Below are 26,219 nucleotides of genomic sequence, written 5' to 3' on the forward strand. Positions count from 1 at the left end.
CGTCTCGATCAAGTGTAGAATTCGCCCTTTTCAACTTATTCCCGCGATAGCGGCTGACAAGGACGTTGTGAATGACTATCTCGTGACAGAGCACTGCATTAACAGCAAGCGTGAATGAAATTATGGCAGACGAGACAATAAGAGCGGCAGGCGACGCTGCGGGACTGGCAGCCATGATCGCACGCGCTGCCGATCAGACCGGCAATCGTGAACGAGGATTACCGCCCGTCGAGCGTTGGAACCCGCCTTTTTGCGGTGATCTGGATATGGAAATTCGTGCCGATGGTACCTGGTTCTATCTTGGTACCCCGATCGGCAGACCGGCCCTGGTGCGCCTGTTTTCCACGGTTTTGCGCAAGGATGAAGACGGCAAGACCTATCTCGTCACACCTGTGGAAAAAGTCGGCATCCGCGTGGAGGATGCGCCGTTTCTGGCCGTTGAAATGAATGTGGCCGACAAGGCAGGATTGCCGGTCATCACGTTTCGCACAAATGTGGGTGACCTCGTCTCTGTCGATGCCGAGCATCCCCTCCGTTTCGAGATTGCTGGTGAAAAGCGACAGCTCAAACCCTACGTCCTCGTGCGCGGGCGGCTGGAGGCGCTTGTTTCCCGCGCCGTGATGTATGATCTGGTCGAACGCGGCGAGACCGTCGAGATCGATGGCAGAGAGATGTTCGCGCTGCGATCCGGCGCGTGTCTTTTTCCGGTGATGCCCGCGGATGAACTGGATGCGTTGAGCCAATGAGCGAGCTGCTGCTGAACCCAGCCTTCTACTCCGCTGCCGAGTTCCGGCGCCGTGCCCTCAACCAGTCGGGCAGCCCGCTCGATCTCGCATCCGCCGAGCATGGGGACCACATACTCAACCCTGCGATCATTGCGGAGGTTTCTGCCCGCAAGCTGAAAGATGCGGCCGTACTGATACCCGTTGTCGATGACGCCGACGGCGCGAAGATCATTTTCACGAAACGTACCGCGACATTGCGCAAGCATTCGGGTCAGATTGCATTTCCGGGCGGAGCCGTTGATCCCGAGGATGGCTCCGTTGAAAGGGCAGCAGTGCGGGAGGCCGAGGAAGAAATCGGTCTCGATCCACGCTTTGTTCAGCCGGTGGGGCGATTGCCGGATTATTTTGCCGCGACGGGCTTCCGCATCACGCCTGTGCTGTCAGTGGTTGAACGCGGTTTCGAGCTTCGGTTGAACCCGACGGAAGTGGAGCAGGTGTTCGAGGTGCCATTGTCCTTCCTGATGGACCCTGCCAACCATCAGCGCGACAGCCGCGATTTCAACGGTACAACCCATTATTTCTACCGAATGCCCTATGGCGAATGGAACATCTGGGGCATTACCGCAGGCATTCTGCGCACGCTTTACGAAAGGCTTTATGCATGACGGTGAACCTTGCTCATGAGGCGTGGCTGCAGGATGCGGCTGTCCAGCGGGTGTTTGCCTTGTTGAACGCTGATGGCGGTGAAGGTCGTGTGGTTGGCGGTGCTGTCCGCAATGCCCTGATGGGCGCGCCGATCAGCGACGTGGATTTTGCCACGACCAATCTTCCGCAGGTCGTGATGGAAAGGGCTGCTGCGGCTGGCATCAAGGCTGTGCCGACCGGCATCGACCACGGGACCGTGACGCTGGTGATCGATGGTCGGGGCTTCGAGGTCACCACGCTTCGGCAGGATGTGGAAACCGACGGGCGGCGCGCAAAGGTGAGCTTCGGCACCGACTGGCAGGCGGATGCAGAGCGGCGAGACTTTACCATCAATGCGCTCTATGCAACGGCCGATGGCGATGTCGTCGATCTCGTCAACGGCTTGCCGGATATCGAGACGAAGACCCTGCGCTTCATTGGAGACGCACATCAACGTATTGCCGAGGATTACCTGCGTGTGCTGCGGTTCTTCCGGTTCTTCGCCTATTACGGATCGGGGAGGCCGGATGCCGATGGCCTGCGCGCCAGTGCGCGGGCCAAGGACAAGCTGGATAGTCTGTCTGCCGAGCGTGTGTGGTCGGAACTGCGAAAGCTGCTGGCAGCGCCTGATCCTTCGCGCGCCCTGTTGTGGATGCGCACCTCTGGCGTGCTGACGGCGGTGCTGCCTGAAACGGAAAAATGGGGCATCGACGCGATCCATGGTCTGGTTGCGACCGAGACGGCTCTGAAATGGCAACCGGATCCCATGCTACGGCTGGCGGCGATCATCCCGCCGGACGGCGAGCGTATTCGCGTGATGGCGGACAGGCTGCGCCTGTCACGCGCGGAGGCGGAGGCTCTTCAATCATTTGCCGCAGCGCCCTCAATCACACCCGATATGGCGGGTGCCGCCCTCGATCGCGCGCTTTATCGGCAGGGCGTGACCGGGATCATCATGCGGTTGCGGCTCGCCTTGGTCAATGCCAGGGCCAAGGCCGTTGATGACAATGACGAGATGCTGAAGGCGGCCAAGCTTGACACCCTGTTGAAGCGGGCAATCGCTTTCGTGAAGCCTCAATTTCCAGTCAGCGGTGCGGATCTCGTTGAACTGGGGCTGACGCCGGGCCCAAAGTTCGGAAAGGTCCTGGGACAACTCGAGGCCGAGTGGGTCGAGCGAAATTTTGTCGACGACCGGGCAGCATTGACCACCCGGCTGGCTACAATCATTGAGCAGGCTGACTGACGGCTGTCAGCCAGCGGGTTGTGCAGGCTCGGCACGTTCGTCGCGGATACGCTCCTTGATGTGCTCGACCATGGTTTCGCGAATAACGGTTTCGCCATGGGCCGTGCGCATGTGGTCAACAGCCCGGCGGACGATCTCCGCGTCCTGATCCGCGCGTGTATGCCAATCACAACCAGGCACCAGTGTCCCGCATTCAAACTGTCTCATGATACATCTCCCGTTTTCAACGCTCGGAGACGCGCTCCTCAACGTGTCTCCGAGGTCTAAACGGGCGGGAAACCTGCCGGTTCCCGAAAGCGATGCCTAGAGCGTCGGGCGACTAATCGGCAACGGCCCGCCGCTCTAAATTCTTTGTTGACGCATCCGTTGAGCGAAAAACCGGATTCCACTTTTTCGCCCGATGCTTAGTCCGAAAGCGCCCAGGCGTGGAAAACGGAGGGGTGAGCCGAGCCCGCCCGACGCTGTGGTTCCGACGATCCGGGGATGTTTTCATTCGCCTGGGATGCGAGTTGCCGGCGAACCTGCGCGACATAAAACGCATGGGGCAGGTCTGCATCACTGCGGGCTCTGAGTTCCGCAGCCAATCGGTCAATCAATTCGGGAGTTGCCAGCAAACGAGAGGTCTCTGTCTGCTGAGGGGTGTTCGGGGGGACTGCTACGCTGCCTGACGCGACCATGATGATCCTCCTCCAGTGTAGTAATGCGGATGAGGATGATACGGATCTCTAGTTTGTCAATGGACTTTGCAGTCACACCCCTTCACGGGCGCGTCAGGGCCATTTCACCAAAGGGGGCAGGGACGACAGGATGGACTCGACGTTGCCGCCGGTCTTCAAGCCAAAGATCGTTCCGCGGTCGTAGAGGAGATTGAACTCCACATACCGTCCGCGGCGAACCAGTTGCTCGTCGCGGTCCTGCTCGGTCCATTCCGTGTTGAAGTTCTTGCGGACAAGCTGCGGATAAATATCGCGAAATGCCTTTCCGACATCCTGAGTGAAGGCGAAATTTGCCTCCCAACCGCCAGCTTCTTCGCGGGGATAGAGCCAATCATAGAAGATGCCGCCAATCCCGCGGGCCTCGTTGCGATGCTTGAGGAAGAAATACTCGTCGCACCAGGATTTAAACTTTTCGTAATCCGCGACGTGGGCATGTCTGCGGCAAGGTTCTTCCATTGCGCGATGGAAAGCCTGCGAATCAGCATCGTCCTGCGTCCGGCGCCGGTCGAGCACGGGGGTCAGATCCGCGCCGCCGCCGAACCAGAGGCCAGAGGTGACGACCATGCGTGTGTTCATATGCACGGCAGGAACATTCGGGTTCACCGGGTGCGCGATGAGCGAGATGCCGGATGCCCAGAAACGCGGATCCTCGGACGCGCCCGGCATCTGCTTGCGGAACTCCTCGGAAAACTCGCCGTGCACCGTGGACGTATGGACACCAACCTTTTCGAAAACGCGGCCTTCCATCATCGACATGCGACCACCGCCACCGGCGCCGCCTTCGCGTAGCCAGTCCTTCGGTCGAAAGCGACCGGGAGCGCGGTCCGACAAGGGGCCGGACAGTTCATCTTCGAGGGCTTCGAACGATGCACAGATTTCATCCCGCAGATGCTCGAACCAGTGACGTGCCTGCAGCTTCTTGTCCTCGATGTCGTCGGGCAGGCCGATCGGAATCTGCGGTCGTTCCATTTTGTCCTCGAATCCGCTGATGCGCGCGTGATGAATTGGAGGGGTTCTAAACAGGCAATCGCTCGGACGCAATCGCAACCGGTGTCGCAGACGATTCGACTCGCTTTATCTCTTTCTGCTACTATCTGACTGTTAGAGGTAAGAGCGCATGGCGAAATTCACATCACCGCCGCTCGACGGCTTGAAACGACGGATCGACCGGCACCGGCAGTCACAAGGTGAAGCCGGTCGGAGCCATTTCGTGCGGGAAACTTTCCGTCTTTCCAGACCGGAAGCACGCCAGAAAGCACGCGAATGGTTCGATACCTTCCCCAAGGCCGCTTACTGGACCGAGGTTGAAAGCTGGCGTCAGCTCGACGGCGATGAGATCGAATTTACGATGCGGCGACTACCGAGTGCCGATTGAGGCTGCAATCATGCGGTATTCCGTAAAGCTTTAGCTGTTTCCGAAACGGAACCCAAAAACATTCTTCGCTAAAAGGTGCACTGAACCGGTCACGTGTAGCCGGCTCTGCTCAGCGGAGTTTTGATGTCGAGTATCCTCACTGATTTGACCCGTTTACCGATTTCCGGGCGGACCGAGTCGACGCGCGCACAGCCTGTGAGGTCAGAGCGGGCCGCGCCAGCTGGCGGGGTCGCGGAAACGGCAGGTAGCGAAGCTTACTGGTCCATCGCAACGACGGTGAAGTCCAGCAGCATTTCTCTTTCCAGCGCAGAGGACGCGCAGGCTCTTTCGGCGGCGTTGACCGACAAGGCGTCCGTCGCGCTTGACGCCGCGACCGAGGTCATGTCCGACATCCAGTCGAAGCTCTATCTCGCCAAGACCCCTGGCGTTGATAAGGACGGTGTAAACTCGGCGCTTTCCGACTTGAAGGGCCGACTGTTGGACATCGCCCAGGCGGGATCGTTCCAAGGCCAGAACTGGCTTCAGAGCGAAACAGGAAAAGTGCCGAAGGTCCAGTCGATCGTGGGCTCCGTCAGCTCTGATCGGAATGGTGACGTGGCGATAAACATCATCGATTTCGATACGGCGAAATCGACCCTCGTTGCCAAGGAGGATGCAAGCGACGGACTGCTGACGCGATCCTATTCCGGCATCACAAGATCAGGTGCGCCTTATGATTATCACCTGCTAGAAGCAGGCGCCCAGATAGCAGTTCCTCCATCGTCCCGGGAGATATCGGTGTCGCGTTCCGTCGGCAATGACGAGATCGAGGGTATGCTTTCCGCCGTTGGCAGAATGATGCGCGGCCTGACGGACGCTTCCGTTGGCGTCAATGCCGCGGGCGCTCGTGTCGGCGGCGCATCGGCGACAGTTGCGCGGATCATGGAAACTGTCGGCGGTGATGTCCGAGGTTTGATCGACACCGGCATGGAGCAAGATGCCGCAAGGCTTGCTGCCCTTTCAGTTCAATCGAAACTTCGGGAAACTGGCCTCAATATTACCAATACAACAATGGCGGCTACGCTTCGCGCCCTGCAATAGATGTTTGTGTTTGAACCTGCCTTCGGCATGCCCCTTGTCCCTAGTAATGCCGAGGGAGGTGGTTCGAGAGAAGGGGCCGGTAGAGTGTTCTACCGGCCCCTTCAATTTGTTCTTCTGCTGTCGCTCCGTGACCCGCCTGACGCTTACTTCCCTCTGCGGAAGCCGCGCTTTGGCTTGAAGGGAAGGGGTGCCGCCACAACCTTGGTCTCTTCTGCCGGAGCAGGCGTTGTTGTTGTAAGCAGGGTTTCCCGCGTGTCTTCCGGCTGCGATGGCACGGGGACGGCCTCGATCATGACATCCGGTTGCTGACCGGCTTCCTCGGGCGGCCCATTGCTCGCTTCCGGGGCACTGTCCGTTCTTGCTTCTGCCATCTCTGGCGCAGCAACGTCGATTGCGAGGGGCTGCTCTGCGGCATCTGCCGGGATGTGGGCTTCAGGCTCCTCAACAGCAAGGCTTTGAACCTGCTCCGATACCGGAATGGTTGCCGGTGTAGACAGCAGTTCGCTCAGGAGTGCCGTTACCGGAATGTGGTTCGGCAGTTCCGTATTCGTATGATGCAGTCCCTGCGGGACGATCCGGTCAGAGGGAATGGACTTTCGCGAATTGAGTTCGCCGAACCAATCCCATTCGCCCATGATGTCGATGACATCCCTGAACAGAGGTGGCATGGCGATGCGGGCGCTGATCGTCACGATCTTGAGTGCTCCCGCCAGTTGGCGCGCGCGTTCCTTCTCATTCTCGGCCAGATCATAAAGCGCTTCCGACAAGACCAGATTGCCCTTCGAGTGACCGACGAGCAACTTCAGCGACAGACGAGGGTCGACCAGCAGCGCCCGTACCGTCTGGGTGTCGAGACTGCCCTGGCAAAGCTTGTCCGTGCTCAGACGGGTGGCAACACCGAATTGCGGGCGGCCGAAGAATTCATCCAGCTGTTCGAAGGCATGGCGTACGGAGTTCATGTAGCCAAACAGGAAATAGCCGCCCATGGCTTCGGTCACCGCATCTGCGAGGCCGTAACCCGAAATGACCACGGCCACCGGCTTGCCTGTCGCATCTGCGATATTGCGACCTAGCGCCGCAGAGCCGAGAGCGGAGCTGCCGACACCGGCGATCGCAAGTGTCTCGATCGTTGCTCCACCCGCCTGGAAGAAATCGTCCACGGTATCGCAAAGCCGCAGGGGATCTGCGCCTGTGGGCGGCACGATCAGGATCGCGCCTTCGGCTGCGAGACAACTGCTGATATAGAAGGCTTCTTCTGCCGTCACGCATTTGACGTCGTAGAACAGGGTGTCGAGCGTTGCGTTGCGGCGGCGCAAATGTTCCAGCGAGAGATTGCGGATCGGTGAATGCTGGAAACGCTCCGGCAGGCTGAGAGTACGGGCAAACTGCGTGATGTTATGCGTAAATGCTGAAGGGAACATCGACGTGTCTCCGGTTTCGGTGTTCGTTCCTAAATTATGTTCGTGACACTGGTGCGGCAGACGTTCGGGCCCGCTCACGCCATCATAATTGTGCGCTGCACACTGAGTGTGTCATAATCCTTCGCATTCGCCAATACTACCTGTAGCTGCTTTTCACCGCCAGGCGATTTGCCGCAGAGCCTCGCCGGTAATCATTGCTGCCGACATGGCCACATTGATGGAACGCTGTCCTTCGACCATGGGTATGATGATTCTCGCATCCGCCGTATTGTGAACATCATCCGGCACGCCCGCGCTTTCCCTGCCGAAGAGCAGTATGTCGTTTTCAGCATATACAAAATCGGTGTAGCGCTCGGCAGCCTTTGTCGATGCCAGCACAAGCCTGCGGCCTTCGCTCAGCCGCCACGCGTCGAACTGCTGCCAGTTGACGTGACGCGTCATGGTGACGCTTGCGAGATAATCCATGCCGGCTCTTTTCAGGTTCTTGTCTGACAGCACGAAGCCGGCGGGCTCGATGATGTCGACGCCGATGCCCATGCAGGCTGCGAGGCGGAGAATGGTGCCGGTGTTGCCGGGAATATCCGGCTGATAGAGCGCGATACGCAGGGCTGTGGTCATGCGGGGTCACCAAGTCAGGGATAGAAGACGTATTGGGTTTGCCTCATCCACAGGGCCTGTCACGCGACATTCACACGATCGCTGACTTTCGAGGGCACTCCGAGATTGCGGCTTTCCAATTTTTCCCGGAGGTGCTACACGCTTCGCAACCCGAGCGCCAGACAACCAACACACCAGACAAGGAGGCCCTACATGGATATGACCGTGCGTATGCGCCTTCTCCAGCCCAATCTTGTGGCACTGGTGTGAGCGCTTAACGGTTCTCGCCAAACTCCCGTTTCATTTCATCTCGTGGCCGCATCATGGCCTCGCCAATTGAATTTTGCATTTGCCTCACCATGTCCCGCACCAAGTGCACGGGACGGCGGCAATGCGTTCCGATCGACGGAGCCTTTACATCATGTTTTCCTGGTTCGAAAAACGTGTGAACCCTTATCCGGCGGGTGATCCCGCATTGCCCCCGAAGGGCCTGCTGGCGTTCTGCTGGTATTACACCAAGCCTGTCTGGCCCTGGCTTCTGCTGCTTGGCATCTGCTCCATGGGCATAGCGGTACTGGAAGTGTTTCTCTACCAGTTCCTCGGCAATATCGTGGACTGGCTGAGCAATGCCGACCGCGCGACATTTCTGGCTAATGAAGGCTGGCGTCTGGCTGGCATGGCGGCGCTTCTGCTGCTGGCTTTGCCTGCCTTTGGCATCGTGCATACGCTGACCATGCACCAGGTGCTGGCTGGCAACTTCCCCATGATTGCCCGCTGGCAGATGCACCGCTTCCTGCTGCGTCACTCCATGACCTTCTTTGCCAACGAATTTGCCGGTCGCGTGTCCACCAAGGTCATGCAGACGGCGCTTGCCGTGCGCGAGGGCACGATCAAGATCATCGACGTCTTCGTCTACGCCATCAGTTTCTTCGTCTCCATGCTTGCGCTGGTCGCGACAGTGGACTGGCGGCTGGGCGTGCCGCTGGTGGTGTGGATCATCATCTACGGCCTCATTCTGCGCTTCTTCATCCCGCGTCTGCGCAAAAGCTCCAGCGAACAGGCTGATGCGCGCTCCATGATGACGGGCCGGATCGTGGACAGCTATACCAACATCGCAACGGTGAAGCTCTTCTCCCATGCAGGGCGCGAGGAAACCTATGCCCGCGAAGGCATGGACGAATTCCTTGGTACGGTTCACCGCCAGATGCGGCAGATTTCCCTGCTCAACATGGCGGTCGACGTGAACAATGCCATCGTTCAGTTCTCGGTGGCCGCGCTTGGCATCTGGTTCTGGCTTCAGGGCAATGTCTCGGTGGGCGCGATTGCTGTCGCCATTGGTCTGTCCATGCGTATCAACGGCATGTCGCAGTGGATCATGTGGGAAGTGGCCGCGCTCTTCGAAAGCATTGGCACGATCTACGACGGCATGGGCATGATGACGAAGCCGCATGACATCGTCGACAAGCCTGCGGCCAAGGCGCTCACTGTGCCGAAGGGTGAGATCGTCTACGATGGCGTTCGTTTCCACTACGGGAAGAAGAAGGGCGTGATCGAAGACTTCTCGCTGACCATTCGTGCAGGCGAGAAGGTCGGCCTTGTTGGTCGCTCCGGTGCCGGCAAGACGACGCTGATGAACCTGCTGTTGCGGTTCTACGATGTCGAGAAGGGGCAGATCCTGATCGATGGACAGACTATCTCGCACGTCGCGCAGGACAGTCTGCGGGCAAACATCGGCGTGGTGACGCAGGACACGTCTTTGCTGCATCGATCGATCCGCGACAACATTGCCTATGGTCGTCCCGAGGCAACCGATGAGGACGTTATCGAGGCCGCAAAGCGGGCCAATGCCTGGGAATTCATCCAGACGCTCGCCGACCAGCAGGGCAGGACGGGCTTGAGCGCCCATGTGGGCGAGCGAGGTGTCAAGCTCTCCGGTGGCCAGCGCCAGCGTATCGCGATTGCGCGCGTGTTCCTCAAGGATGCGCCCATTCTCATTCTGGACGAGGCGACTTCTGCGCTGGATTCAGAGGTGGAAGCCGCCATTCAGGAAAGCCTGTTCGAGTTGATCGAGGACAAGACCGTCATCGCCATTGCGCATCGGCTGTCCACGCTGACGCAGATGGATCGCCTGATCGTGCTCGATCAGGGCCGCATCATCGAGCAGGGAACGCATGCTGAACTGGTCAGCCATGGTGGCGTCTATGCCGATCTGTGGAACCGGCAGTCCGGCGGTTTCCTGAGTGACGAGGACAGCGAGGAAGAGACCGAGGCGGCTGAATAAGGCGAAACAATCCTCGCTTGAGACGCCCTCGTTCGTTTCATCCTCTGATCGCCGCATCGGGTAAGATGCGGCGATATCTTGACGCAGTTGGTCCAATTTCCCTGCATGAGCGGGTGTTCAAACTTGAAAGCGCCAATCAAATAAATCTATAGAGCCTCACGCCTGTGGAGCCGCAGGTCTCGTTGAAGGAGATTTATCGATGAAGTCAGTCAGCCGCTTGTCCACGCTGTTTGCCATTGCGCTTGCAGGCACCGGTTTCGCAGGCATCGTCCATGCAGCGGATGGCGAAGGCATCGTCGTCTACAATGCCCAGCATGAGAGTCTCGGTCGCGAGTGGATCGAAGCTTTCACCAAGGCAACCGGCATCAAGGTAACCATGCGCCAGGGCGGCGACATGCAGTTTGCCAACCAGTTGATCCAGGAAGGGGCGGCGTCTCCTGCGGATGTGTTCCTGACCGAGAATTCTCCCGCCATGACGCTGGTCGATGGGGCCGGTCTCTTCGCGCCGGTGGATTCTGCCACGCTCGCCCAGGTTCCGGAACAGTTCCGTCCTGCCAATGGTAATTGGACGGGTATTGCCGGCCGCTCCACGGTCTTTGCCTATGACAAGACGAAGCTGACGGAAGACAAGCTGCCGAAGTCCATGCTGGATCTCGCCGACCCGGCGTGGAAGGGTCGCTGGGGTGCATCTCCTGCCGGGGCCGATTTCCAGGCGATCGTCGGTGCTCTTCTCGCCACGAAGGGCGAGCAGGCAACCGCGCAGTGGCTGAAGGCGATGAAGGAAAATTCCGTTGCCTACAAGGGCAACAGTGTTGCCATGAAGGCCGTCAACGCGCATGAAGTCGAAGGTGCAGTGATCTATCACTATTACTGGTTCGGTGATCAGGCCAAGACCGGCGAGAACAGCAAGAATGTTGGCCTGCACTACTTCCGCAATCAGGATCCGGGCGCGTTCCTGAGCGTTTCCGGTGGTGGTGTTCTGAAATCCAGCAAGCATCAGAAGGAAGCGCAGGAATTCCTGAAGTTCGTAACCGGTCAGGGCGGACAGGATATTCTAAAGAGCGGCACCTCCTTCGAATACGCCATCAACGGCGATGCCAATGCCAAGCTGGTGCCGATCAAGGATCTTCAGGCGCCCAAGGTGGACGCCTCCAAGCTGGACAGCAAGAAGGTTGTCGAACTCATGACGGCGGCGGGTATTCTCTGATCGGCTTCTAGCCTGTTGAGTTCTGACTGACAAACTTCTAATCAGACTGAGCGACCGTGGCCGCAAGGCACGGTCGTTTTGGCATTTCCCGCGCGGCTTTGAGAGCGTGGCCTGAACGGAGTGAGCGAACCCTTGTTGCAGCGTGCCTCATCGCTGAGGCGGTCAAGCGGCCGCACCGACGGACATCGGTTTCTGCCAGCGCTCCGTCCGCATCCGGTGGCGACGCTGCTGGCGCTTTGTGTCGCGCTTTTCAGCCTGCTGCCGCTTGGTTTCATTGTGCTGGTCACTTTCGATGTGGGCTGGGAAACAGTGCGCGAACTGGTGTTTCGTCCGCGCGTTGGCGAACTGCTGATCAACACGGTCTACCTCGAAGTCGTCACCATCCCGATCTCGATTGTCGTAGCGGTGGGTCTTGCCTGGTTGACAGAGCGGACGGATCTGCCGTTTCGGCGTTTCTTTTCGGGGCTTGCCGTCGCGCCGCTTGCCATTCCAGCCTTCGTTCACAGCTATGCCTGGATCACGTTCCTGCCCGGCATGCGCGGACTGTGGAGTGCCGTCTTCGTGGCGGTGCTTGCTTATTATCCCTTCCTGTATTTGCCGGTTGCCGCCTCGCTTCGCAGGCTCGATCCCGCGCTGGAAGATGCCGGTGCGTCGCTTGGCCTGTCACCGTTCAAGGTTTTCCTGCATGTGGTCCTGCCCCAGCTTCGCCTTGCCATCTGCGGCGGTTCATTGCTGATTGCGCTGCATCTGCTGTCCGAATACGGGCTGTTCGTGATGATCCGCTTCGATACCTTCGCGACCGCCATCGTCGATCAGTTCCAGTCTTCCTATAACAGCCCTGCCTCCAACATGCTGGGCGGGGTTCTGGTGCTCTGCTGCCTGCTTCTTCTGCTGCTGGAAATAATCCTGCGCGGCAACGAGCGCTATGCGCGAGTTGGCACCGGCACTGCCCGTCCGTCCGTCGTTCATGCTCTCGGCCCGTTGACCCTGCCGTGCCTCCTGCTGCCAATCCTCGTCGCCGGTCTTGCCATCGGTGTGCCGCTTTACACGCTGGGGCGCTGGCTGTGGCTGGGCGGGCTTGCCATCTGGCAGGCCGATAGGCTGGGCAACGCCCTGCTTCAGACACTTGTGCTTTCCCTGGTCGGCGGAGTGCTGGCGACTGCACTCGCCGCACCCATGGCGTGGCTCTCCGTACGGGCGCCCGGTCGTGTGCAGCGGATTCTGGAAGCGTGCCACTATTATGTCGGCTCACTTCCGGGTGTCGTCGTGGCCTTGGCGCTGGTGACTGTTACCGTTCGCTATTTCATGCCGCTTTACCAGACCTTCGCTACGCTTCTGGCGGCCTATGTGCTTCTGTTTCTGCCGCGCGCCATGGTGGGCTTGCGCGCCAGCATTGCCCAGGCGCCGGTGGAGCTGGAACGGGCGGCGACCGCCCTTGGGCGACCACCACGGCGGGCAGTCTTTGAAATCACCTTCCGGCTGGCGGCACCGGGGGCCGCAGCCAGTGTAGCGCTTGCGGCTCTCGGCATCGCCAACGAGCTGACGGCAACGCTGATGCTTTCGCCACTTGGCGTGGATACGCTCGCCACCCGCTTCTGGTCACTGACGAGCGAGATCGACTATGTTTCCGCGGCACCCTATGCGGTGATGATGGTGGTGCTTTCCATGCCGATGACGCTTTATCTTCATCTCCAGTCCAAGCGGGTGGCAGGACAATGACCGTGCTTTCCATCGAAAACGTCTCCAAGCGATATGGCAAGGTCCAGGCGCTGGATCAGGTGAGTGTCGAAGCCACGTCCGGCATGCGCACCGCCGTCGTTGGTCCCTCCGGCTCCGGCAAGACGACGCTTCTGCGGATGATTGCGGGTTTCGAGACGCCGGATAGCGGGCGCGTTTCAGTTGGTGGCGAGCTGCTGGCTGATGCCGCGACAAGCGTGCCGGCACATCTTCGCTCGATTGGCATTGTCGCGCAGGATGGCGCGCTGTTTCCCCACTTGACGGTTGCGGACAATATCGGCTTCGGCATTTCCCGCACGGACCGGCAGCGCAACGAGCGAATTCTTTCGCTGCTGGATATGGTGGAACTGGATCAGGGCATGCTGTCGCGCCGTCCGCACCAGCTGTCCGGCGGTCAGCAGCAGCGTGTGGCGCTTGCCCGTGCGCTGGCTTGTCGTCCGCGCCTGATGCTGTTGGACGAGCCTTTTTCCGCGCTCGATACCGGCCTGCGGGAGAACATGCGCAAAACGGTGTCACGTCTGCTGCAATCGGCGGGTGTCACCACCATTCTGGTTACGCATGACCAGGAAGAGGCGCTTTCCTTCGCCGATCGCGTGGTGGTGATGCGGGAGGGCAGGGTGGTGCAGGCGGGTACGCCGCAGGAGCTTTATTTTCATCCGAAGGATCGTGCCACGGCTCTTTTCATGGGCGATGCCGTGTTGCTTCCGGCCATTGCCAAGGGCAGCATCGCCAATTGCGCCCTGGGCAATGTGCCCATTGCGGGTCACCACAAGGGCAAGGTGGAAATCATGCTTCGGCCCGAGCAGATCCGTATCGCCAGCGACAGCAGCTCCGACGACACCACGGGGCAGGTTGTCGATGTGGAATTCTCAGGCGCCACCTCCACCATCGCGGTTGCGTTGAATGGGGCGGCGCTGCCGCCTATTCGCATCAAGACCTCCAGCGTAGCGCTTCCGTCACCCGGTTCCTATGTGCGTCTCGATGTGGCGGAAAAGGCCCACGTACTGGAGGCATGATTTTTTCTTTCCAACTGCAAGATAAGCCAGTTGCAAAATGGTCTGGCCTCAAGATGAAGAGGCTTTAACTTTGCCTCCTCATGGAATCCGCCTATATCGGGCTCCATGATATTTTCATCTATCGCGCGCCGTTTCGAAACCTGGCTGGATCCCTTTGCATACAAGGACAATCTGCGCCCGCCATCCGGCACCACCGCTTTCATCTGGTTCTACATACGCCAAGCCAAATCTCCCTTTGTTGCCATGCTGGTGCTGGGAGGCATGACGGCTGCCATCGAGGCGGCGCTCTTCTGGTTTGTCGGCCGGCTGGTCGATATTCTGGCGGGGACGGACCGAGCCGCCGGATGGGCCGGTCTTCTGGCCGCGCATGGCTGGGAACTGGCAGGAATGCTGGTGCTGATTGCGGTTGTCCGGTTTCTTGTCGCCATGGCCAATGCACTGGTGGACCAGCAGATCATCACGCCGGGATTTTACAATCTCGTGCGCTGGCAGAGTTACCAGCACGTGGCGCGCCAGTCGCTCTCGTTTTTCCAGAATGATTTTGCGGGCCGCATCGTCACCAAGGTCTGGTCCGGCGGGCAGGCGACCGGCGATCTCGTGACCTCCCTCATGGAAAGTGTCTGGTTTGTCGGCATTTATTCGGTCTCGATGCTGACGCTCGTCGGCGGTCTGGATTGGCGCCTTGCGGTGATCGTGCTGGTCTGGGTCGGCATTTTCTCGATGCTTGCCCGCTATTTCGTGCCGCGAATCCGTTTCCATTCGCGCGAGACGGCGGAGGCCGCATCCATGCTGAGCGGACGCATGGTCGATGCCTACAGCAATATCCAGACGCTGCGCCTGTTCGGGCGCGACGAAGCCAATGATCGCTACATGCGCGAGGGCTTCGAGGTCTTCCAGAACACGACGCTGATGTTCACGCGGTTCATTACCGGCGTGCGCGCGTCCATGGCTTTGCTGTCCGGCGTCATGATCACCAGCATGGCCGCGCTGTGCATCCACCTCTGGCTGGATGGTCGGATCAGTTCCGGCGCCGTGGCCTTTACGCTGGCGCTCGTGCTTCGCCTGAATTTTCTGCTGGGACGGCTGATGACGCAGTTCAACGGCATCATGCGAAACTACGGTACCGTGCAGAATGCGGCCGACCTGATTTCTCAGCCGATCGATCTCGCAGACCCGCCAAACGCTCCGGCGCTCGTGGTGCGCGAGCCGGAAATCCGTTTCGAGGATGTGAGCTTTCACTATGGTCGCGGGAAAGGCGTGCTAGAGCATCTCAATCTGACGATACGCCCCGGCGAAAAGGTGGGCATCGTCGGGCGTTCGGGTGCGGGAAAGTCCACGCTGGTCAATCTGCTTTTGCGCTTTTACGACCTCGAAGGCGGACGCATTCTGATCGACGGGCAGGATATCTCGAAGGTCCGCCAGGAGAGCCTGCGCGCCCAGATCGGCATGGTCACGCAGGATACGTCGCTGCTGCATCGCTCCGTCCGCGACAACATTCTGTTCGGGCGTCCGGACGCGGATGAGGCTTTGCTGGTGCAGGCGGCAAAGCGTGCCGAAGCCTATGATTTCATCGAGAAGCTTCAGGACCAGCGCGGCCGTACCGGCTTTGATGCGCATGTGGGAGAGCGCGGCGTGAAGCTGTCCGGCGGTCAGCGCCAGCGTATTGCGATTGCGCGCGTCATGCTGAAAGATGCCCCAATCCTCGTTCTGGACGAGGCGACGTCCGCGCTCGATTCGGAAGTGGAAGCGGCCATTCAGGCGCATCTCGATGCGCTGATGCAGGGCAAGACAGTGCTTGCCATCGCCCATCGCCTCTCCACCATCGCTGCTCTCGACCGGCTGATCGTGATGGATAAGGGCCGCATCGCGGAGCAGGGCACGCATACGGAACTGATCGCGAGCGGCGGTCTCTATTCGGAACTATGGGCGCGGCAATCGGGCGGGTTCATTGCGGTTGAGCCGGGCACGGACTGAAGCGCAAGCTCTGTTAGGAGACCTCATCCGACTTGATTTATATCAAGTGCGGTGTGCGGGCAGCCTTTATGGGGGTAAAACCTGACATTCGCAAGATGTGCGACATTCTATCTCACTGGCGCACAGCCCCGTTCCAGCGAATCATGCTAGTGACAGTTGATAAGGTCCGGGGCAGGGCGTGCCGTGACCATCGTTCCAGGGGGAGCGGTGTTGCGTTGCGCCATCTGGGCGCGACAATCTGCCGATAGCTGAGTGGGGAGGCTGGACATATCCTGCGATCACGCTTAGACAAATTTCGGGGAGAATAGCGACCAATTTGTGTCCGAATTGGACTCGCAAGGGTGAGGGGCAATGCAAATTCAGTACATTTCTGCGCAGAGGATGGGTTGAACGTGAGCGAGCACGACACGAATAGCGGCACCGTGGGCGAGCCCACACGCCGTGATTTCCTTTATTTGACAACAGGTATGGCAGGTGCGGTTGGTGCCGTTGCGGTTGCATGGCCCTTTATCGATCAGATGCGGCCTGATGCTTCGACGCTTGCGCTCGCCTCCATCGAGGTGAACGTGGCCAGCGTCCAGCCGGGCATGTCGCTGACGGTGAAGTGGCGCGGCAAGCCCATCTTCATCCGTAACCGCACGCCGAAGGAAGTTGAAGAAGCCAAGGCTGTGGCTCTGGCGGACCTCAAGGACCCGGTTGCACGCAACGCCAACCTCGCGGCCGATGCCAAGGCAACAGATCTGGACCGTTCCGCGGGCAAGGATAAGGAAAACTGGATCGTCATGGTCGGCTCCTGCACCCATCTGGGTTGCGTTCCGCTCGGCCAGTCCGGTGATTTCGGCGGCTGGTTCTGTCCTTGCCACGGCTCGCACTATGATACGGCGGGTCGTATTCGCAAGGGTCCAGCCCCGCAGAACCTTGCAATTCCGACATTTACATTTGCTTCCGATACTGTGATCCGGATCGGCTGAGGGGACACGACATGAGTGGTGGGCATTCCAACTATCAACCATCGACGGCTGTCGAAAAATGGATCGACGCGCGGCTTCCCCTGCCGCGCCTGATGTATGACAGCTTCGTCGCTTATCCTGTTCCGCGCAACCTGAACTACGCCTACACCTTCGGCGGCATGCTGGCCGTGATGCTGGTGGTGCAGATCCTGACCGGTGTGGTTCTGGCCATGCATTATGCGGCGGAAGTCACCGTCGCCTTCAATTCCGTCGAAAAGATCATGCGCGACGTGAACCACGGCTGGCTGCTGCGCTACATGCATGCCAACGGCGCGTCGTTCTTCTTCATCGCGGTTTATCTGCACATTGCCCGCGGCTTGTACTACGGCTCCTACAAGGCGCCCCGCGAAATCCTCTGGATCCTCGGCGTGGTTATCTTCCTGCTGATGATGGCAACCGCCTTCATGGGCTATGTTCTGCCATGGGGCCAGATGTCATTCTGGGGTGCAACGGTCATCACCGGTTTCTTCACGGCCTTCCCGCTGGTGGGTGAGTGGATCCAGCAGTTCCTGCTCGGCGGCTTTGCCGTTGACCAGCCGACGCTGAACCGCTTCTTCGCCCTGCATTACCTGCTGCCGTTCATGATTGCAGGCGTTGTCATCCTGCACGTCTGGGCGCTGCATGTGACGGGCCAGACCAACCCGACGGGCGTTGAAGTCAAGACCAAGACCGATACGGTGCCCTTCACGCCCTATGCGACGTTGAAGGATGCGCTCGGCCTGTCCGTGTTCCTGATGGTCTATGCCTGGTTCGTCTTCTACATGCCGAACTATCTGGGTCACCCGGATAACTACATCATGGCGGACGCGCTGAAGACCCCGGCACACATCGTTCCGGAATGGTACTTCCTGCCGTTCTACGCCATGCTGCGTGCGATCACTTTCAACGTCGGCCCGATCGATTCCAAGCTCGGTGGCGTTCTGGTGATGTTCGGCGCGATCATCGTGCTGTTCTTCCTGCCGTGGCTCGATACGTCGAAGGTTCGTTCCGCAGTGTATCGTCCCTGGTACAAGCTGTTCTTCTGGATCTTCGTTGCCAACTCCATCATGCTGGGCTGGCTCGGCGCCATGCCGGCGGAAGGCCTCTACGTTGTCTTCTCCCAGATCGGGACAGCCTATTACTTCGGCTTCTTCCTTCTCATCATGCCTCTTCTCGGCCTTCTGGAAACGCCGCGCAGAATACCAAACTCGATTACCGAAGCGGTTCTCGAGAAGCAGGGAAAACCTGCGGCGGCTCAGGCCTGAAGCGAGAGAGAGGACAACGATAATGAAAAAGCTTGTAACGAGCCTCGCTCTGGTCGCCTCACTGGCAGCCTTTGGCATCTCTTCGGCACAGGCCGAGGAGGGACACGGGCTGGCGGAAGCAACGCAGCACGCAATTCAGGGTGGCCACTTTCCCGTCCTGAAGCCGAAGAACCTTGAGTGGTCCTTTGCCGGTCCGTTTGGAAAATACGACAAGGGTCAGTTGCAGCGCGGCCTGAAGATCTACAAAGAAGTTTGTGCTGCCTGTCACTCGATGAATCTGGTGGCGTTCAGAACGCTTGAGAACCTCGGTTACTCGGAAGCCCAGGTGAAGGCCTTCGCTTCGGAATATGAAGTTCAGGACGGCCCGAATGATGATGGTGAGATGTTCACCCGCAAGGCTGTGCCTTCGGATCACTTCCCGTCGCCATTCCCGAACAAGCAGGCCGCGGCAGCAGCCAATGGTGGCGCAGCTCCGCCGGACTTCTCTCTGATTGCCAAGGCGCGCGGTGTAACCCGTGGCTTCCCGCTCTTCGTGGGTGACATCTTCACGCAGTATCAGGAAGGTGGTCCGGACTATATCTACTCGCTGCTGACCGGTTACCAGGAAGCGCCGCAGGGTGTCGACGTTCCGACGGGAACGCATTTCAACCCGTATTTTGCCAACGCTGTCGCGCTCGCTATGGCGCCGCCGCTCTCGGATGGCCAGGTGACCTATGACGACGGTTCACCGCAGACTCTCGACCAGTATGCGAAGGACGTTTCGGCGTTCCTGATGTGGGCTGCCGAGCCGCATCTCGAAGAGCGCAAGCGGACCGGTTTCATGGTCATGGTCTTCCTGGCAATCTTCACGATCCTGGTCTACCTGACGAAGAAGTCGGTTTATGCAAACAAGGAACATTGAGCCCAGCGCTCATATTCTCTAGAAAGGCGGCTTCGGCCGCCTTTTTTGTTGGCGGCATCCCTGTTCACCCTTCTGGACGTTTGAATCCCATGGCCGATATCCAACAGACCCTTGCTGCCTCGATCCGCGCTATTCACGATTATCCGAAGCCGGGGATCATCTTCCGCGATATCACGACGCTTCTGGGGAATGCTGCAGCGTTTCGCAGCGCGGTCGATGAGCTGGTCCGTCCCTATGCGGATCTGGCTGTCGACCAGATTGCGGGTATCGAGGCGCGCGGGTTCATTCTGGGCGGTGCCATGGCGCATCAACTTTCGGCAGGCTTCGTTCCAATTCGCAAGAAGGGCAAGCTGCCGCACACAACCGTTCGCGTGGCCTATAGCCTCGAATATGGCGTCGACGAGATGGAAATGCATGTCGATGCGGTGAAGCCGGGGGATAAGGTCATTCTCTGCGACGATCTGATCGCGACGGGCGGCACAGCTGAGGGCGCTGTGAAGCTGCTGCGTCAGTTGGGTGCCGAGGTGGTGTCCGCCTGTTTCGTCATTGATTTGCCGGAGCTGGGCGGGCGCAAGAAGCTGGAGGCGCTTGGCGTTGAGGTTCGCACGCTTGTGTCGTTCGACGGGCATTGACGGCTGAGCAGCGCTCTGTTCTGCTGCGGTTCCATTGATGTCCGCAGGAGGGGCAGATGGAATTCACATCGCTGATTGGGTTTGCGCTCGCATTCTTCATTTTCGCGGCCAGTCCCGGCCCGGATAATATGACGATCCTTGCGCGTACGCTTCATCACGGCGCGGCATCGGGTTTGGCCTACGGTCTCGGTACGGTAACAGGTATCCTCATCTTCCTGTCCCTTGCGGCCTTCGGCTTGTCCGCCTTCGCATCAGAGATGGGGTGGGCGATGGTGGTGCTCCGCTATCTCGGAGCAATCTACCTGATCTGGATGGGATGTCGGCTGTGGACTGCGCCCGCTGCCGTACCGGAAGCGCGGCATGTGGCCGGTCACGGGGAATTATGGCGCGGTTATCTGGCGGGGGTGTTTCTTAATCTCGGAAACCCCAAGATGCCGCTATTCTATATCGCTCTGCTGCCAAACGTCGTTGATGCGCATCTCTCGCTCGGCGATTTCAGTCTGCTGGCGGCGGCAATCCTGATCGTCGAGGCCCTTGTGATTGGCGGGCACATTCTGCTTGCCTTGCGCACACGCGGATTACTGCGCAATCCTGTGGTCCTGCGCCGTCTCAACAGAGGCGCAGGCGCTTTGATGGTGGGAGCCGGCGCCACGGTGATCGTGGCCCGCTGAGCTCGTGCTCCTCAGGTGAATTCCAGCACGCTGCTTTCGAACCGAATAACGGTCTCGCCGTTCTGGTTGACGCCTTCATTCAGGGTCGAGTTCAGCCAGACACCCGGGCGCGAGGCCAGTTCGCGGCTGTTGAGCAGTGTTGTATAATAGGTGATCCGGTCGCCGGCATAGACCGGCTTCAGCCACTGGAGCTTGCGAAAGCCGGGCGAGGGGCCGAGCTTGGGCGGGGCAATGCCTTGCTTGTGCAATCGGATGCATTCCTTGGTCCAGAAGGCCAGAAAGGTTTTCATCCAGCCCGCTGCACTCTGCCATCCGGAAGCGCACAGGCCGCCGAACACGAAATCCTTGGCAGCCTCGGCATCCAGATGGAAGGGCTGAGGATCGAACTTCCGCGCAAAGCCGATGATGCTGTCTGTGGTAAACTCTATGGTGCCCACTTCGAGACGCGTGCCGACCGGGTTGAGTTCAGCCATTCTCATGGTGCAGTCTCCTGAGCATTCCGCATCCGGAACATGATTGCCTGCTCCAGTACGCAGACGGTTTCACCGCGCTGGTTGTCGACTTCGCTTCGCATACGGATCAAGCCGATGCCGGGCTTTGAGCGGAGTGTTCTGGCCTCCAGAACCACCGCCTGTCCGGAGAGGGTATCGCCTGCCAGAACCGGCTTTTTCCAGTCCATGAAGTCGACGCCCGGCGCACCCTCACAGGTGGAGTTGAGCAGAAAGCTGTCGATCGTCATGCGCATGTGCAGGGCAGAGGTATGCCAGCCGGAAGCCGCCAGACCGCCTAGAATGCTCGCTTTGCCGGCCTCTTCGGAAAGATGCATTGGCTGCGGATCGTATTCGGAAGCGAATTCGATGATCTCTTCAGCACTCACCGTCAGCGGACCGAGCGGAAATGCGCGCTCGGGGGTGAAGTCTTCAAAGTGAAGCTTCCCATTCGTCATGCCTGGTTCCTTCATGAGACTGGATTGTCTTTGATGAATAGCGTTTCATCGAACGTGTTCCAACAGCTGTTTTAGCAATTCAAGAGGTAGGCCCTCATCACGCTCGTTCCTGAAATGCCTTGCGGGGGTCGATGGTATGCAATGAATTCACGGTCGCGTCCATTCCTGGTTGCGGCTTTCTCTCTTGGTCCGTCTCAGAAATGCGACAGTTGATACAAGCCTTCGAAAGGTAGACTCTAGGTCGCTCGCGATAATGGACAATGGCCAGTCGCAGAGATTATTCAAGACGGTGGGAGTTCTGCTCTCAAGGCATCGGGAGGAGAAACATGACCAAGCTGAGAGCCGTACTGCAGGGTGCTGTCGAGAAAGGGCTTGTTGATGCCGCCAAGGTCGCGGATCTCGAACGGCATTTGTCGAAATCGCTTGCCTTGCCTGCTGGCTCCGTGGCGGACAGTATGCTTTCCTCCCCTCCTGATACGGAAGCCCCCCGGTTTCTACGTGGTTTTCATGACGTGCTTATCAGCATCGGCATCCTGATCCTGTTTGCCGGCCTCTGGGGGCTCGGCAATATTTTCGTCATCACGCCGGCCATCATTCTCCTGTCTGAAATACTGGTCGCGCGCCAGCGTCTGGCCTTGCCTGCGGTCGTGCTGACCATTTCGGCTGCGGCGGTGACGTGGATTGCGGGTTTGGTGATCCTGGGCGATTACGTCGATGCTGATACGTCGCTGGGTCTTGCCGCTTATGTGGCTCCGTTTCCGGCGGTGCTCGGGCTCTATGCCTTGCGTTACCGGGTTCCGCTTGCCGTTGCGCTCTTCATCGCGTCCTGTCTGGCGCTGGCAACGATGCTTGTCTTTGCACTGCTGGAGCGCGTGTTCGGGGTTCAGCATTTCATCACCAGCTATCCGTTTCTGCTGGTCTGCATTCTGTTGCTCTCGGCGGGCGGGCTGTTTGCCATTGCAATGCGTTTTGATCTTGCCGATCGCCATCGGATTTCAAGAAGCGCCGATATTGCCTTCTGGCTTCATCTGATGACGGCGCCTGCCTTGCTGTATGCCGTTCTTTCCTTTGTCATCTACCTCCAGACGGGGGCGCTGAGAGTAACGCCGGAGAGCTGGCAGGGTGATCTGGCCCTACCGATCGTTTTCGTAGTGTCCTGCCTGATGCTGGTGGGCATTCTGATTGACCGGCGCGCGTTCGCGACCTCGGGTCTTGTGGCACTTGTCGTCGCCGTTATCGGGATCCTGAAGGAACAGCAACTGACCGGCGATCTGATCGTGTTCATGGCGCTTGCCGTTGTCGGCATCGTCGTGCTGCTGGTGGGTGTGGGATGGCGTTATCTGCGCCAACGGGTGCTGGAACTGTTTCCGCCCGCCATGGCCGAAAAGCTGCCGCCCGTGGCTTGAACTTAGAACGGTCGGTTCATGTTGCTCCGCGCATAGGCAACGATGGTCTCTGTCAGGACCTTGAGAGGCGTTGCGGCGGAGGACTTTATCTGCCAGTACAGCGGAACGTCGATCGGATGTGCAGGCGCCAGATCCACGAGTGTGCCATTGGCGAGATGGTGGTGCAAAAGATAAAGCGGGCTCATGCCCCATCCCAATCCCAGCAGACAGGCATCGATAAAGGCATGGCTGGACGGGAGCCAATGGTTCGGAAATGCGACCTGTTGGCCGGTGACCTTGCGAACCCAGATGTCCTGTAGACTGTCCTTGCGGTTGAAGACAATGCCGGGCGCCTTCTGCAGCGTCTCTTTCGTCAGTCCATTGCTGAAATATCGCTGGCGGAAGGCGGGTGAGGCGGTCGCAAGATAGGTCATGGCACCGAGCGAGAAGGTCTTGAAGCCCGCAACAGGTTCCGGCTGTGCGGTGACTGCACCGATAGCCCGACCTGCTTTCAGAATGTCCGTCGTATGATCCTGATCATCGACAATCACATCGAACAGATAGCCCGTACTGAAACTGGCGGCGGCGGCGCTGAGAAACCAGGTGGCGAGACTGTCGGAATTGACCGCTAGCGGGATCGTAACCCGGTCCTCGCTGTCACGGTTGGGAGGCAGGGGCGGGAGGGCGGCGGAAAGGTCATGCTCCAGCATCAGGACCTGCTCGACATGGCGACAGATCAACTCGCCCTCGCTGGTCGCGGTGCAAGGCTGGCCACGTACAATCAAGATCGTGCCAAGGCGTTCTTCCAGCGCCTTGACCCGCTGCGAAACCGCAGAAGGTGTAACGGACAGCTTCTGGGCAGCCTTTTCGAAGCTGCCCGTGCGCACCACCATCGCCACCGCCTGCAAGCCGCCATAGTCCAGCATCGAATTAGTTTTCCTTAATCCGCGTTAGAAGCCTTCATTTTACTTAACTCGCATGGCCGGTTAATTCCAGATCATTCAGTGAGAGGAAATGCTGTGATCACAACGGCCTACACGACGGGTTTCAGTATCGGGCTTAGCCTCATCGTCGCAATCGGGGCTCAGAATGCCTTCGTGCTGCGGCAGGGTTTGCGAAACGAGCATGTTCTGGCCGTTGCCCTGACCTGCGCGCTTTCCGATGCATTGCTTATCTTCTTCGGCGTCAGCGGTTTTCAGCAAATCCTTGCGTCTGCACCATGGATTGATCCCGTCATGCGCTATGCGGGGGCGGCTTTTCTACTGTGGTATGGCGCGCGCAGCCTGCATTCTGCCGTGACGGGATCTTCCAGCCTCGTGATCACGGAGGGCGCAGGACTGCCTTTCTCGACGGTGATCTCCACCTGTCTTGCCTTCACCTGGCTCAATCCGCATGTCTATCTTGATACGGTCGTGCTGGTAGGGACGCTTTCAACCCGCTTCCCGGGCGAGGAACTGATTTTCGCAGCAGGAGCATCAACGGCTTCACTGGTCTTCTTTTTCTCGCTCGCTTACGGCGCGACTTATCTGAGGCCCCTGTTTGCGAAGCCCTCGGCGTGGCGCTTACTCGATACCTGCATCGCTCTCATCATGTGGACGATTGCCGCAACTCTGCTCTTTGAGGTTTGAGCCTCTTCGCGAACAACAAAGCCGCCGGTGCGGGTGCAGCGGCGGCCTGTGAAGAGCGAAAGTCGCCCTGATCAGCTATCGCGATCAGGTGTTGAAGCGGAAATGGATGACGTCGCCGTCATTCACGACGTATTCCTTGCCTTCATCGCGGCCCTTGCCCGCTTCCTTGGCGCCGACTTCGCCCTTGAAGGCAATGTAGTCGTCATAGGAAATGGTGAAGGCGCGAATGAAGCCGCGTTCAAAATCGGAGTGGATAACGCCTGCCGCCTGTGGCGCCTTGGTGCCGCGAACAATGGTCCAGGCACGCGTTTCTTTCGGGCCAACGGTGAAGTAGGTGATTAGATCGAGCAGGTGGTAGCCAGCGCGGATCAAGCGATCAAGGCCTGCTTCGTCAAGACCGAGCGCAGAGAGGAATTCGGTTGCTTCCTCTTCCGGCAGTTGAGCGACTTCCGCTTCGATGGCGGCGGAAATGATGACGCATTCTGCGCCCTGTTCCTTCGCCATGGCAGCAACGGCCTGCGTATGCTCGTTGCCGGTTGCGGCATCGGCTTCCGCGACATTGCAAACATAGAGAACCGGATGGGAGGTCAGCAGGTTGAGGCCCTTGAGAACGGCAATCTCATCGGTTCCCAGTGTCTTCAGCAACAGGCGAGCCGGTTTGCCCTCATTGAGAAGCTTGATCACGGCTTCCATGACAGGAAGCTGCGCGAGCGATTCCTTGTCCTTGCCGGTCGCACGCTTGCGGGTCTGTTCCACGCGGCGCTCAAGGCTTTCGAGATCCGCCAGCATCAGTTCGGTTTCGATGGTTTCGGCGTCACCGACCGGGTTGATGCGGCCTTCGACGTGGGTGATGTCGTCATCCTCGAAGCAACGCAGAACGTGGACCACAGCATCCACTTCGCGAATGTTGGCGAGAAACTTGTTGCCGAGACCTTCACCCTTCGAGGCGCCGCGCACCAGGCCGGCAATATCCACGAAGGAAATGCGGGTCGGGATGATTTCCTTCGAGCCCGCGATGGAAGCCAGCTTCTGCATGCGTGCATCCGGCACGGCCACTTCACCCGTATTGGGTTCAATGGTGCAGAAGGGATAGTTGGCGGCCTGTGCAGCAGCCGTTTTCGTCAGCGCGTTGAAGAGTGTCGACTTGCCGACATTGGGCAGGCCGACGATGCCGCATTTAAAGCCCATAAGGGTTGACCCGTCGTTGATTTCGATTTGGCTTCGGCTATGGGGGAAAGAGGCCATCGGGTCAAGGGCAAGCGACCACAGCAAAGGCTTAAATCCCGTCTGGAAAGGCCTGCGCGACTTGTCCGCGACCTTTGCAGAGATTATGATCCGGTCTGTCGCGGGGCTGATGCCCGTCGCGCATCTTGCCATCTATCAATATCCGTGCTGATCGCTTGTGAGCGACAATCGAGCCTGTTGGGAACGCGGCCATGAGTGAGAATACGACAGTCAAGCCGACGACAAAGGCGAAGCCAAAGCTCGAAAGACCCAAGCTCTACAAGGTCATTCTCCTGAACGACGACTACACGCCGCGCGAATTCGTGACGATCGTGCTGAAGTCAGTGTTCCGCATGAGCGCGGAAGCCGGACATCGCGTGATGATGACGGCGCACCGCATGGGGCTTGCTGTCGTTGTCGTCTGTGCCAAGGATATTGCCGAGACGAAGGCGAAGGAAGCGGTGGATCTCGCAAAGGAGGCCGGGTTCCCGCTCATGTTCATCACCGAACCGGAGGAGTGAA

Annotated in this window: 27 protein-coding genes; 18 read left to right on the forward strand and 9 right to left on the reverse strand. The window is 59.0% G+C overall.

Annotation, left to right across the window (positions count from 1 at the left end; translation table 11 throughout):
• Positions 1-122 precede the first annotated feature (122 nt).
• Genes ASD54_RS07415 through ASD54_RS07425 form a run of 3 tightly spaced genes read left to right on the forward strand, consistent with a single transcriptional unit; the run spans position 123 to position 2,652 of the window.
• A complete protein-coding gene (locus ASD54_RS07415) occupies positions 123-746 on the forward strand; it encodes a DUF1285 domain-containing protein (protein WP_062553975.1) in 624 nt (207 codons plus the stop codon).
• Complete coding sequence (locus ASD54_RS07420; protein WP_062553976.1) at positions 743-1,390, forward strand: CoA pyrophosphatase; 648 nt, start codon at positions 743-745, stop codon at positions 1,388-1,390. The genes ASD54_RS07415 and ASD54_RS07420 overlap by 4 nt, the downstream gene beginning before the upstream one ends.
• Positions 1,387-2,652 (forward strand): CCA tRNA nucleotidyltransferase, encoded by a 1,266-nt coding sequence (locus ASD54_RS07425; RefSeq protein WP_062553977.1) that lies wholly within the window; start codon positions 1,387-1,389, stop codon positions 2,650-2,652. The genes ASD54_RS07420 and ASD54_RS07425 overlap by 4 nt, the downstream gene beginning before the upstream one ends.
• Positions 2,653-2,658: 6 nt before the next feature.
• Here the strand turns inward: ASD54_RS07425 and ASD54_RS07430 are convergent, their stop codons facing one another.
• The 3 genes from ASD54_RS07430 to hemF form a co-directional block, all read right to left on the reverse strand.
• The gene (locus tag ASD54_RS07430) at positions 2,659-2,859 is read right to left on the reverse strand and encodes a DUF1059 domain-containing protein (protein ID WP_062553978.1); all 201 of its coding nucleotides are present in this window, start codon (positions 2,857-2,859) and stop codon (positions 2,659-2,661) included.
• Positions 2,860-3,056: 197 nt separating this feature from the next.
• Positions 3,057-3,329: a hypothetical protein gene (locus tag ASD54_RS07435; protein WP_062553979.1), complete on the reverse strand. Its 273-nt coding sequence runs from the start codon at positions 3,327-3,329 to the stop codon at positions 3,057-3,059.
• Positions 3,330-3,422: 93 nt separating this feature from the next.
• Positions 3,423-4,337: an oxygen-dependent coproporphyrinogen oxidase gene (gene hemF / locus ASD54_RS07440; protein WP_062553980.1), complete on the reverse strand. Its 915-nt coding sequence runs from the start codon at positions 4,335-4,337 to the stop codon at positions 3,423-3,425.
• Between the two features lie 148 nt (positions 4,338-4,485).
• On the opposite strand from hemF, the gene ASD54_RS07445 reads away from it, so the two are divergent.
• Both ASD54_RS07445 and ASD54_RS07450 read left to right on the forward strand, forming a co-directional pair.
• Entirely contained in the window at positions 4,486-4,743 is a 258-nt protein-coding gene (locus ASD54_RS07445) for a hypothetical protein (protein WP_062553981.1), read from the forward strand.
• 123 nt (positions 4,744-4,866) lie between these two features.
• The gene (locus ASD54_RS07450) at positions 4,867-5,823 is read left to right on the forward strand and encodes a hypothetical protein (RefSeq protein WP_062553982.1); all 957 of its coding nucleotides are present in this window, start codon (positions 4,867-4,869) and stop codon (positions 5,821-5,823) included.
• A 143-nt stretch (positions 5,824-5,966) separates the two neighbouring features.
• On the opposite strand, the gene ASD54_RS07455 is transcribed toward ASD54_RS07450, so the two are convergent.
• Complete coding sequence (locus tag ASD54_RS07455) at positions 5,967-7,244, reverse strand: hypothetical protein (protein WP_082547127.1); 1,278 nt, start codon at positions 7,242-7,244, stop codon at positions 5,967-5,969.
• Positions 7,245-7,397: 153 nt separating this feature from the next.
• Positions 7,398-7,862 carry a tRNA (cytidine(34)-2'-O)-methyltransferase gene (locus ASD54_RS07460; protein WP_062553983.1) on the reverse strand — a complete coding sequence of 155 codons (465 nt, stop codon included), beginning with the start codon at positions 7,860-7,862 and terminating at the stop codon, positions 7,398-7,400.
• 400 nt (positions 7,863-8,262) lie between these two features.
• Between ASD54_RS07460 and ASD54_RS07465 the strand changes: the two genes are divergently transcribed.
• The 10 genes from ASD54_RS07465 to ASD54_RS07510 all read left to right on the forward strand — a co-directional run bounded on the left by ASD54_RS07465 (position 8,263) and on the right by ASD54_RS07510 (position 20,514).
• Positions 8,263-10,122 (forward strand): ABC transporter ATP-binding protein, encoded by a 1,860-nt coding sequence (locus tag ASD54_RS07465; RefSeq protein ID WP_062553984.1) that lies wholly within the window; start codon positions 8,263-8,265, stop codon positions 10,120-10,122.
• Positions 10,123-10,321: 199 nt separating this feature from the next.
• Positions 10,322-11,329 carry an iron ABC transporter substrate-binding protein gene (locus ASD54_RS07470; RefSeq protein WP_062553985.1) on the forward strand — a complete coding sequence of 336 codons (1,008 nt, stop codon included), beginning with the start codon at positions 10,322-10,324 and terminating at the stop codon, positions 11,327-11,329.
• 192 nt (positions 11,330-11,521) lie between these two features.
• On the forward strand, positions 11,522-13,048 hold the full coding sequence (locus ASD54_RS07475) for an iron ABC transporter permease (protein WP_244484729.1): 1,527 nt from the start codon (positions 11,522-11,524) through the stop codon (positions 13,046-13,048).
• On the forward strand, positions 13,045-14,082 hold the full coding sequence (locus ASD54_RS07480; RefSeq protein ID WP_062553986.1) for an ABC transporter ATP-binding protein: 1,038 nt from the start codon (positions 13,045-13,047) through the stop codon (positions 14,080-14,082). The genes ASD54_RS07475 and ASD54_RS07480 overlap by 4 nt, the downstream gene beginning before the upstream one ends.
• 105 nt (positions 14,083-14,187) lie before the next feature.
• On the forward strand, positions 14,188-16,056 hold the full coding sequence (locus ASD54_RS07485) for an ABC transporter ATP-binding protein (protein WP_062553987.1): 1,869 nt from the start codon (positions 14,188-14,190) through the stop codon (positions 16,054-16,056).
• Positions 16,057-16,448: 392 nt separating this feature from the next.
• A complete protein-coding gene (gene petA, locus ASD54_RS07490; protein WP_062554737.1) occupies positions 16,449-17,027 on the forward strand; it encodes a ubiquinol-cytochrome c reductase iron-sulfur subunit in 579 nt (192 codons plus the stop codon).
• A gap of 11 nt (positions 17,028-17,038) precedes the next feature.
• Positions 17,039-18,310: a cytochrome b N-terminal domain-containing protein gene (locus tag ASD54_RS07495; protein ID WP_062553988.1), complete on the forward strand. Its 1,272-nt coding sequence runs from the start codon at positions 17,039-17,041 to the stop codon at positions 18,308-18,310.
• Positions 18,311-18,332: 22 nt separating this feature from the next.
• Positions 18,333-19,211: a cytochrome c1 gene (locus ASD54_RS07500; protein WP_062553989.1), complete on the forward strand. Its 879-nt coding sequence runs from the start codon at positions 18,333-18,335 to the stop codon at positions 19,209-19,211.
• Between the two features lie 89 nt (positions 19,212-19,300).
• On the forward strand, positions 19,301-19,843 hold the full coding sequence (locus tag ASD54_RS07505; protein ID WP_062553990.1) for an adenine phosphoribosyltransferase: 543 nt from the start codon (positions 19,301-19,303) through the stop codon (positions 19,841-19,843).
• 56 nt (positions 19,844-19,899) lie between these two features.
• A complete protein-coding gene (locus tag ASD54_RS07510; protein ID WP_062553991.1) occupies positions 19,900-20,514 on the forward strand; it encodes a LysE family translocator in 615 nt (204 codons plus the stop codon).
• Positions 20,515-20,525: 11 nt separating this feature from the next.
• Here ASD54_RS07510 and ASD54_RS07515 read toward each other — a convergent pair whose 3' ends face one another.
• Positions 20,526-20,993, reverse strand: a complete 468-nt coding sequence (locus ASD54_RS07515; protein WP_062553992.1) for a MaoC family dehydratase — start codon at positions 20,991-20,993, stop codon at positions 20,526-20,528.
• On the reverse strand, positions 20,990-21,460 hold the full coding sequence (locus ASD54_RS07520; RefSeq protein ID WP_062554738.1) for a MaoC family dehydratase: 471 nt from the start codon (positions 21,458-21,460) through the stop codon (positions 20,990-20,992). The genes ASD54_RS07515 and ASD54_RS07520 overlap by 4 nt, the downstream gene beginning before the upstream one ends.
• 326 nt (positions 21,461-21,786) lie before the next feature.
• Between ASD54_RS07520 and ASD54_RS07525 the strand changes: the two genes are divergently transcribed.
• The gene (locus ASD54_RS07525; protein WP_062553993.1) at positions 21,787-22,866 is read left to right on the forward strand and encodes a hypothetical protein; all 1,080 of its coding nucleotides are present in this window, start codon (positions 21,787-21,789) and stop codon (positions 22,864-22,866) included.
• 2 nt (positions 22,867-22,868) lie between these two features.
• Here the strand turns inward: ASD54_RS07525 and ASD54_RS07530 are convergent, their stop codons facing one another.
• A complete protein-coding gene (locus ASD54_RS07530; RefSeq protein WP_062553994.1) occupies positions 22,869-23,771 on the reverse strand; it encodes a LysR family transcriptional regulator ArgP in 903 nt (300 codons plus the stop codon).
• A 93-nt stretch (positions 23,772-23,864) separates the two neighbouring features.
• Between ASD54_RS07530 and ASD54_RS07535 the strand changes: the two genes are divergently transcribed.
• Positions 23,865-24,473, forward strand: coding sequence for a LysE/ArgO family amino acid transporter (locus ASD54_RS07535; RefSeq protein ID WP_062553995.1), 609 nt, complete (start codon positions 23,865-23,867; stop codon positions 24,471-24,473).
• An 84-nt stretch (positions 24,474-24,557) separates the two neighbouring features.
• Here the strand turns inward: ASD54_RS07535 and ychF are convergent, their stop codons facing one another.
• Entirely contained in the window at positions 24,558-25,661 is a 1,104-nt protein-coding gene (gene ychF, locus ASD54_RS07540) for a redox-regulated ATPase YchF (protein WP_062554739.1), read from the reverse strand.
• Between the two features lie 248 nt (positions 25,662-25,909).
• On the opposite strand from ychF, the gene clpS reads away from it, so the two are divergent.
• A complete protein-coding gene (clpS, locus tag ASD54_RS07545) occupies positions 25,910-26,218 on the forward strand; it encodes an ATP-dependent Clp protease adapter ClpS (RefSeq protein WP_062553996.1) in 309 nt (102 codons plus the stop codon).
• The last annotated feature ends 1 nt before the right edge of the window (position 26,219 follow it).

The organism is Rhizobium sp. Root149, assembly GCF_001427345.1.
Classification (GTDB): Bacteria; Pseudomonadota; Alphaproteobacteria; order Rhizobiales; family Rhizobiaceae; genus Neorhizobium; species Neorhizobium rhizoryzae.